Origin of the sequence: Paraburkholderia solitsugae (genome assembly GCF_013177695.1) — a bacterium.
In the GTDB taxonomy this organism is placed as follows: Bacteria; Pseudomonadota; Gammaproteobacteria; order Burkholderiales; family Burkholderiaceae; genus Paraburkholderia; species Paraburkholderia solitsugae.
Genome location: NZ_WOEY01000043.1, coordinates 1 through 9,134, shown reverse-complemented (window position 1 = coordinate 9,134; position 9,134 = coordinate 1). Strand labels below are relative to the sequence as shown.

Annotated in this window: 7 protein-coding genes and 1 pseudogene; 7 read left to right on the top strand and 1 reads right to left on the bottom strand. The window is 63.2% G+C overall.

The genetic code is table 11. The annotated features are described in order from the left end of the window. Positions 1 to 1,133 precede the first annotated feature (1,133 nt). From GNZ12_RS11285 to GNZ12_RS11255, 7 genes are all read left to right on the top strand, one after another. The gene (locus GNZ12_RS11285; protein ID WP_172310412.1) at positions 1,134 to 1,652 is read left to right on the top strand and encodes a (2Fe-2S)-binding protein; all 519 of its coding nucleotides are present in this window, start codon (positions 1,134 to 1,136) and stop codon (positions 1,650 to 1,652) included. Positions 1,653 to 1,662: 10 nt separating this feature from the next. Beyond that, on the top strand, positions 1,663 to 4,044 hold the full coding sequence (locus GNZ12_RS11280; RefSeq protein WP_172310411.1) for a xanthine dehydrogenase family protein molybdopterin-binding subunit: 2,382 nt from the start codon (positions 1,663 to 1,665) through the stop codon (positions 4,042 to 4,044). Positions 4,045 to 4,066: 22 nt separating this feature from the next. Continuing rightward, complete coding sequence (locus tag GNZ12_RS11275) at positions 4,067 to 4,864, top strand: FAD binding domain-containing protein (protein WP_172310410.1); 798 nt, start codon at positions 4,067 to 4,069, stop codon at positions 4,862 to 4,864. Between the two features lie 197 nt (positions 4,865 to 5,061). After that, positions 5,062 to 5,949: an AAA family ATPase gene (locus GNZ12_RS11270; protein ID WP_172310409.1), complete on the top strand. Its 888-nt coding sequence runs from the start codon at positions 5,062 to 5,064 to the stop codon at positions 5,947 to 5,949. Between the two features lie 83 nt (positions 5,950 to 6,032). Beyond that, positions 6,033 to 7,286: a vWA domain-containing protein gene (locus GNZ12_RS11265; protein WP_172310413.1), complete on the top strand. Its 1,254-nt coding sequence runs from the start codon at positions 6,033 to 6,035 to the stop codon at positions 7,284 to 7,286. Then, complete coding sequence (locus GNZ12_RS11260) at positions 7,277 to 7,873, top strand: CoxG family protein (protein WP_172310408.1); 597 nt, start codon at positions 7,277 to 7,279, stop codon at positions 7,871 to 7,873. Before GNZ12_RS11265 ends, GNZ12_RS11260 begins: the two co-directional genes overlap by 10 nt. Beyond that, entirely contained in the window at positions 7,846 to 8,868 is a 1,023-nt protein-coding gene (locus tag GNZ12_RS11255; protein ID WP_172310407.1) for an XdhC family protein, read from the top strand. The genes GNZ12_RS11260 and GNZ12_RS11255 overlap by 28 nt, the downstream gene beginning before the upstream one ends. Positions 8,869 to 9,014: 146 nt before the next feature. On the opposite strand, the pseudogene GNZ12_RS45755 reads toward GNZ12_RS11255, so the two are convergent. Then, positions 9,015 to 9,134 (bottom strand): annotated as a pseudogene (locus GNZ12_RS45755) (IS30 family transposase); the annotation flags it as partial.

Here is a 9,134-nt window from a genome sequence, read left to right as displayed (position 1 = left end):
CATGATCACCCGCCTGGGCCAACCGTCATGTGGCGTGGATTCCTTGTGCTTCATGAAATCACCGAGATGTACCGGATCTTTAGCCAGGACGGATGAGCTTCCGCGAGATGTGGGTAATCCTGAGGGCCTGGAGGGGGCAGTGGTGCATCTGGAATCTGTGCCCTCGCACATTCGGCGCGAGTGACAAGGCCGTCATACTTCCGGCGGCGCTGCGCGCGCCGAAGGGTATTTCACAGAACCATCTGCACGTTTCGCGCGCGGGCCTCACTCGACGCCGTGACTCACCGTTGCATCTCCAACGTTCCTGCCATGCACCGGCGCTTCATTCGAAGTGCGAATTCATCCCGGCATACGCTGCCGCGACTTATCGGTCGCTCGAGGCGCCAGCTGGCACTTCCCGAAACAGATATCTTTTGGCACTTCGCCGCGGCACAGCCGACGGCATCCACGGACCTTAAACGAAGCCCCAGGTTTCCTCGGCAGGTCAGTCCGCGCCGAGGCGAAGCCGATGGCACCCGCCGCGCCCAAACGAAGCCCCCCGGTTTCCCTGGCAGACCCATCCGCGACGCACGCAGTGCGGAGTGGGAGCTGATGACGCCTTTGTCACTGACGCTGAAGGTGCGGGGGCACGGATTCCAGATGCACCACTACCGTGGCTGCGCGGGGGACCCGCTTAAGAATTAGCGGTTTGAGCCGCTTTCTCTTGCCTACTTCTCTTTGCGGCCGGTGTATAGACCGGAGACATAGCTGACAAAGAGAAGTAGGTGCCGCCCCGCACAGGGGCAACACTAATAGTCCAATAAGAAATCAAGGAAAGGCCAACACCGCAGGCGTACAGACGAAACAAGCGCCGCGAAGGCAAACAAACCAGGCAAAGCCCAACGCCATAGGCAAACAGGCAATAAGCGCCGAACAGGCAAACAATTCAAGCAAAACCCACCGCCGTAGGCAAACGACCAAAACAAAGCGCCGCAGGCACACAACCCAATAGCGCGCCCAAGCAATTTGTGCTTTACTTTTCGGCAGACCCATAAAAAAGCGCAAACCAGCTGCACCCTCATCGGACCCCACGAACAGGTAGCTGAAGGCAGGAAAAACAAAGGTCCGGTTTCACCCCATAAGGAGACAACTTCATGGCGATCAGCATCAGTCTGACGGTGAACGGCGCGCCCATCAGCGCCTCAATCGACCCTAACACCCTGCTTGTTCAGTTCCTTCGCGATCAACTCCGCCTCACGGGCACGCACATCGGCTGCGATACCGCCCAGTGCGGCGCATGCACCGTCCATCTGAACGGCCGCGCGATCAAGTCCTGCAACATCCTCGCGGTCCAGGCCGAAGGCGCAAACATCACCACGATCGAAGGGATCGCCAAAGACGGCGCCCTGCACCCGATGCAAGCCGCCTTCAAACACTGTCACGGCCTGCAGTGCGGTTTCTGTACGCCCGGCATGGTAATGAGCGCGATCTCGCTCGTCGAGCGTCAGCCCAATCTCACCGGCGACGACGTGCGCGCCCAGCTCGACGGCAATCTGTGCCGCTGTACGGGATATCACAACATCGTCAAAGCAGTCCTCGAAGGCGCCGAAGGCATGAAATCCTCCGGCACGGCCCAAGCCAATGCGCCGGCCACCGCCCAAGCCACCGCCTGAGGAGACGACGATGAACGCACCCGACACCCACCTCATCGGCGCCTCCGTCGAACGTAAGGAAGACTATCGGTTCCTCACGGGTAACGGTCAGTACACCGACGACATCGTCCTGCCGCAGCAAACCTATGCGGTATTCCTGCGCTCGCCGCACGCGCACGCAAAAATCAACAGCATCGACATCGCCGCGGCAAAACAGTCGCCCGGCGTCATCGCGATCTTCACCGGCGCAGACATGGCCGCGGAAAACGTCGGCGGACTCCCGTGCGGCTGGCTGATCCACAGCACCGACGGCAAGCCGATGAACGAGCCGCCCCATCCGATCATCGCGCACACGAAAGCGCGCCACGTCGGCGATCAGGTCGCGCTGGTGATCGCCGATTCGATCAAGGCCGCGAAAGACGCCGCCGAACTGATCGAAGTCGATTACGACGTGCTGCCGGCCGTGGTCGACACGGCGCACGCGGCCGATCCGGGCCAGGCCGCGGTGCACGACGAAGTGCCGGACAACATCTGCTACAACTGGGGCCACGGTGACAAAGCCGCAACCGACGCCGCCTTCGCCAAAGCCGCGCACGTCACCACGCTCGACATCGTCAATAACCGCCTGATCCCGAATGCGATTGAGCCGCGCGCGGTCAACGCGAGCTACTCGGCGCAAGACGACAGTTACACGCTCTACGTCGCCAACCAGAATCCGCATGTGGAACGTTTACTGATGGCCGCGTTCGTGCTGTCGCTGCCGGAATCGAAACTGCGCGTCATTGCGCCGGACGTCGGCGGCGGCTTCGGATCGAAGATTTTCCTGTATGCCGAAGACGTCGCGCTGACGTGGGCATCGAAGAAAATTCGCCGTCCGATCAAATGGACTGCCGAGCGTTCGGAAGCTTTCGTGTCCGACGCACACGGCCGCGATCACGTCACCAAAGCCGAACTGGCGATGGACGCCGACGGCAAGTTCCTCGCGATGCGCGTTCATACGATCGCCAACATGGGCGCGTATCTGTCGACCTTCGCATCGAGCGTGCCGACCATCCTGTACGCGACGCTGCTCGCCGGCCAGTACGCGACGCCCGCCATCTACGCCGAGGTGAAAGCGGTCTTCACCAACACCGTCCCGGTCGACGCCTATCGCGGCGCAGGCCGTCCGGAAGCGACGTATGTCGTCGAGCGTCTGGTCGAAACCGCCGCGCGCGAGATGAAACTCGATCCCGCGGAAATTCGTCGCCGCAATTTCATCCGCACGTTTCCGTATGCGACGCCAGTCGGTCTCACCTACGATACCGGCGACTACGACACCACCCTGAACCGCGCGCTCGAACTCGCGGACGTGAAGGGCTTCGCCGCGCGCAGACAGGAATCAGAAAAGAACGGCAAGCTGCGCGGCCTGGGTTACTCGTGCTACATCGAAGCCTGCGGCCTGGCGCCGTCGAACATCGCCGGCGCACTCGGCGCACGCGCCGGGCTCTTCGAAGTCGGCCAGATTCGCGTGCATCCGACGGGTTCCGTCACCGTGTTCACCGGCTCGCACAGTCACGGCCAAGGGCATGAGACAACCTTCGCGCAAGTGGTCGCGGACCGGCTCGGCATCGCGCTGGAGAGCGTGGAGATCGTTCACGGCGATACCGGCCGCATTCCGTTCGGCATGGGCACGTATGGCTCGCGCTCGATCGCGGTCGGCGGTTCGGCGATCATGAAAGCGCTCGACAAGATTGAAACCAAGGCGAAGAAAATCGCCGCGCATCTGCTCGAAGCCGCGGCGGAAGACATCGAGTTCAAGGACGGCGTGTTCCGCGTCGCGGGCACCGATCGGACCAAGGCGTTCGCCGATATCTCGCTCGCCGCGTACGTGCCGCACAACTATCCGCTCGACGTGCTCGAACCGGGTCTCGATGAGTGCGCGTTCTACGATCCGAGCAACTTCACGTATCCGGCGGGTTCGTACGTCTGCGAGATCGAGGTCGATCCGGAAACGGGCGTGTCCCGCATCCAGCAATTCACGGCGGTCGACGATTTCGGCAACGTGATCAATCCGATGATTGTCGAAGGTCAGGTGCACGGCGGGCTTGCTCAGGGTATCGGGCAAGCGATGCTGGAGCGCTGCGTGTACGACAACGAAAGCGGCCAGTTGCTGTCCGGTTCCTACATGGACTACGCGATGCCGCACGCGTCCGACCTGCCGAACTTCACCGTCGAAACCGTGAAAGGCACACCTTGCACACACAATCCGCTCGGCGTGAAAGGCTGCGGCGAGGCGGGCGCGATCGGCTCGCCACCGGCGGTGATCAACGCGATCCTCGACGCGCTCGCGCCGCTCGGCGTGACCGACCTGCAAATGCCGGCGACGCCGCATCGCGTGTGGTCCGCGATCCAAGCGGCCAAGCAACCCCACTGAGATCCTGAGCGGAGCATTCGACATGTATTCATTCGAGTATCAACGCGCGACGGATCCGAAAGCGGCCGCCGCAGCCATCACCGCCGACAGCAACGCGAAGTTTCTCGCCGGTGGGCAAAGCCTGTTGCCGACCATGCGCCTGCGTCTCGCGCAGCCCTCGCAATTGATCGACGTGACGAGGATTCCGGCACTTAAATCGATCTCCGTCGATGCCGGCAAGGTGACAGTCGGCGCCGCGGTCTGTCACGCGGACGTCGCCGATCACACCGAGCTTCGGCGCGTGCTACCGGCACTCGCGGACCTCGCCGGGCACATCGGCGATCGCCAGGTCCGCGCGCTCGGCACTATCGGCGGTTCGCTCGCGAACAACGATCCGGCCGCCTGCTATCCGACGGCGGCGATGGCCCTGGATGCGACCATCGTCACCGATCGGCGACGGATTTCGTCGAGCGATTTCTTCGTCGGCATGTATGAGACTGCGTTGGCGCCCGACGAGTTGATCGTAGCCGTCGAGTTTCCAGTGCCGGAACGCGCGGCCTACGTGAAATTCGAGAATCCGGCTTCGCACTTTGCGCTGGTCGGCGTGTTCGTCGCGAAGTTCGCGAGCGGTGTGCGCGTGGCGGTGACGGGCGCGGCAGCGTCGGTATTTCGCGTGCCGGAACTGGAAAGCGCGCTATCGGCGAATTTCACACCTGAGGCTGCGCGAGCGGTGACCGTATCCGATGCCGACTTGAACACCGACATGCACGCGAGCGCTGAATATCGCGCGCATCTGATTCCGGTGCTGGCCGCGCGCGCGGTGACGACGGCGAACGGTTAGCGATACGCGCGGTTGGGGGCTGACGTGGCGTGCCTCGGCATGGCGCGTTAGCCGCGTTCGCGGCCCACGCTGACCGTCACCGTCGCGGCTGCGGCTGCGGCTGCGGCTGCGGCTGCGGTCATGATCTTCTTAGCCGTCGCGCGGCGGCCATGCCGCCCCGCGCCTCACCCGTTTCACCGTGCGGATTCAGGAACATCATGCAGCCTGCTTCAATCGACGACACCCTCGCGCAACTCGCCGCCCAAAAATACTTCGCCAGCCGCGAACTCGCGACCGCGTTGTATCTCGCCCTGCGCATGGAGCGGCCGTTGTTTGTCGAAGGCGAGCCGGGCGTCGGCAAGACCGAACTCGCCAAAGCTGCAGCGGGGATGCTCGGCACCTCGATGCTGCGGCTGCAATGCTACGAAGGACTCGACACGGCCAGCGCGCTTTACGAATGGGACTACCCGCGCCAGATCATGGCGCTGCGTCTGGCCGAAGCCGCCGGCGAGCGGCCTGGCAACGACACGCTCTATCGCAGCGAATTCCTGCTGAAGCGTCCGCTGCTGCAAGCGCTGATGCCCGACGAACATCATCCGGGTGCGCAGCGTGTGCTGCTGATCGACGAAATCGACCGCGCCGACGAACCGTTCGAAGCCTTCCTGCTGGAGCTGCTTTCGGACTTCCAGGTATCGATTCCCGAGTACGGCACGGTTCGCGCGGCGCAGCCGCCGCTGGTTGTGATGACGTCGAACCGGACGCGCGAAGTACACGACGCGTTGAAACGCCGTTGCCTGTATCAATGGATTGGCTATCCCGAGCGCGATCGTGAACTGGAGATCGTCGCCGCGCGCGCGCCGCAGACGTCGGCTGAATTGCAACGGCGCGCGGTCGATTTCGTGCATCGCCTGCGCGGCATGGATCTGTTCAAGGCGCCCGGCATCGCCGAAACGATCGACTGGTGCCGCGCGTTGGAAGCGCTGTCGGTGACGGAACTCGATCCGCAATCGGTGCAGAACACCCTGGGGGTGCTGCTCAAGTATCAGGACGATCTGGCGCGCGTCGATGCCGCGCAGATCGCGCAATGTCTCGCGGTGCGGGAGTAACGGCGATGACGCTGGCAACGGACGGAGGCCACGATGCGTCGGCTGGCGGCGGAGCGCCCGCAGGCGAGGCCGGCGCGCGTCCGATGAATGCTGCAATCGACAGGTCAGCCGCGCCGGTCGATACGCCCACATTAGCCCGCAACGTAGTGCACTTTGTGCGTGTGCTGCGCGGCGCGGGCCTGCCGATGTCGCCGGCACAAGCCGTCGATGCGCTCGCCGCGCTGCACTGGATCGACCTCGGCCGCCGCGACGACGTGCGCGCCGCGCTCGCCACGCTATTAGTCTGCGCGCCGGACGAACGCGACCTCTTCAACGCCGCCTTCGATCTCTTCTGGCGCGACCCGGATTGGGAAGGCAAGCTGCGCGCACTGCTGCTGCCGAAAGTCCGCGATGGTCTGCCGCCGCCCAAACGCAACAACCGTCTCGCTGACGCGCTTGCCGTACGCACGCCACCCTCGCCGCACCGCAAAGCGCCACAAGAAACTGAACAACACGAACTGCACGCGCACGTCACTTTCAGTGCCGAAGAGCGGCTGCGTCATCGCGATTTCGACACGCTTTCCGCTGACGAATGGCGCACGTTGCGGCATCTGATCCGCGGCCAGCGTCTACCGCTTGCCACCGAACCGACGCGCCGCCTGAAGGCCGCCTCGCGCGGCACGCATGCTGATTTGCGCGCCAGCGCACGGCACGCGGTGCGCGCGGGCGGCGACTGGACGGTGTGGAAGTATCGCGCGGCAGTCGAACGCAAACCACCGCTGGTATTGCTGCTGGATATCTCCGGCTCGATGAGCAACTATTCGCGCGCCGTGCTGTACTTCTGCCATGCGCTTCTGCAATCGCGTGAGCGCCTGCAGGTGTTCCTGTTCGGCACGCGGCTGACCAACGCGACGCGCGCGCTACGCGAGCGCGATCCCGACGTGGCGATTGCGACACTCACCGATCAGGTGGTCGACTGGTCAGGTGGCACACGCATCGGCGCAGCGCTCGCCGAATTCAACCGACGCTGGGCACGCCGCGTGCTGACTGGCCGAGCCACGGTGCTGCTCGTGACCGACGGCCTGGATCACGAAGCGATCGACGTGCTCGACACCGAAATGGCCCGCCTGCGCCGCTTCGCCCACCGTATCGTGTGGCTCAACCCGCTGCTGCGTTTCAGCGGTTTCTCACCGAAAGCGCGCGGCGTGCAGGCGATCCTGCCGTATGTCGACGCGCATCGTCCGGTACACAATCTAGACAGTCTGGCAGCGTTCGGCCACGATCTCGCGCAACTCACACGCGCGCCTCGTCTCACCGTATCCGCCACGACAACTGCGGGAGCAACACCATGGAATTGAGTGAAACCCATACGCTGCCGGTTTCTCAGCAGCGCGCGTGGGATGCGCTGAACGATACGGGAATTCTGCGCGCGTGCATTCCCGGCTGTGAGAGCATCGACCCAGATGGCGAAAATGCCTACGCGGTGGTGATGAGCGCAGCGGTCGGTCCGGTGAAGGCACGCTTCAAAGGGCGCATGGAGCTGACCGACATCGAGGCGCCGAACACATACACCATCGTTTTCGAAGGCCAGGGTGGCGTGGCAGGCTTCGGCAAGGGCAATGCGCACGTCACGCTGGAACCCGAAGGCGACGCCGCGACGAAGCTCACGTACACGGCGACAGCGCAGGTCGGTGGCAAGCTCGCGCAGATCGGTTCCCGGCTGGTCGACGGTGCGGCGCGTAAAATCGCGGGCGAATTTTTCAAGCGCTTCGGCGCGCAGGTCGGCGGCGACGCAGACGGCGCAGCGACCCCGGATGAGGGGGTCACTGCAGTAACTGAAGCGGCGGCGCAAAATACGGAATCGGATGAGGCTGCGGACACTGAGTCCGGCGGCGACGGAACCAAAAGGAAGAAATCATGGAGAGCGTGGATCTCGAAGTTCTGAAGTCCAGCGCACGTTGGCTGGACGAGGGACATCGCGCGCTGCTGGTGACGGTGGTGAAGACGTGGGGCTCGTCGCCGCGCCCCGAGGGCGCGATGCTCGCCGTGCGCGACGATGGACTCGTGGTGGGATCGGTATCGGGCGGCTGCATTGAAGACGATCTGATCGACCGCGTGCGGCAAAGGGGTATTGAGCAGACGCGCCCGGAGGCGGTGAAGTACGGGATTACGGCTGAAGAAGCACATCGCTTTGGTTTGCCTTGCGGCGGCACGATCCAACTCGTGCTGGAGCCTTTGACGCTGCAAAGCGGCATTGGCGAACTGTGTCATGCGGTGGAGGACGGCCGTCTGGTGGCGCGCGAAGTCGACATGGTGACGGGCGCGGTACGGCTCGATGCGGCGCAGGCGACAGACGGCGTGCATTTCGACGGCGAGCGTCTGCTGACGATTCACGGCCCGCGTTACCGGATGCTGGTGATTGGTGCGGGGCAGTTGTCGCGCTATCTGTGCAACATCGCGGTTGGGCTCGATTATCAGGTCACTGTATGCGATCCGCGCGAGGAGTACACCGAGGAGTGGAGCATTCCCGGCACGAAGATCGTGCGGACGATGCCGGACGATACGGTGATCGAGATGAAGCTCGACGAGCGGTGTGCGGTGATTGCGCTGACGCATGATCCCAAGCTGGATGATCTCGCGCTGATGGAGGCGTTGAAGACGCCGGCTTTTTATGTGGGTGCTTTGGGGTCGAGAAGGAATAATCAGGCGCGGCGCGAGCGGTTGAAGGAGTTCGATCTGAACGATGCCGAGTTGGCCCGGCTGCATGGGCCGGTTGGGATTTATATTGGCAGCCGGACGCCGCCTGAAATTGCGGTTTCGATTCTTGCCGAGGTGACGGCGGCCAAGAATGGGGTTTCGTTGCCGACTTTGTTACAGGTGGAGGGCGCTAAGGCCGCGCGGGAGATTGCGGCTTCGGGAGGGGCTGCTTGTAGTGTCTAGGCGCTTTTTTTGCCTGCGCGGCGCTTGGTGTCTGTATGCCTGCGGCGTTGGCCTTTCCTTGATTTCTTATTGGTCTATTAGTGTCGCCCCTGTGCGGGGCGGGCACCTACTTTTCTTTGCCTGCTGCAAAGAAAAGTAGGGCGGTTTCAAATACCAAGTGCAACAGCCGGGTCGATAACAATTCCTTGCCTTGCGCAGTTTTCAATGAAGGCTTCTCCAGGCCTGCGCCAGCCGAGCGTTTTTCGAGGTCGCCGATTCAGATTCAG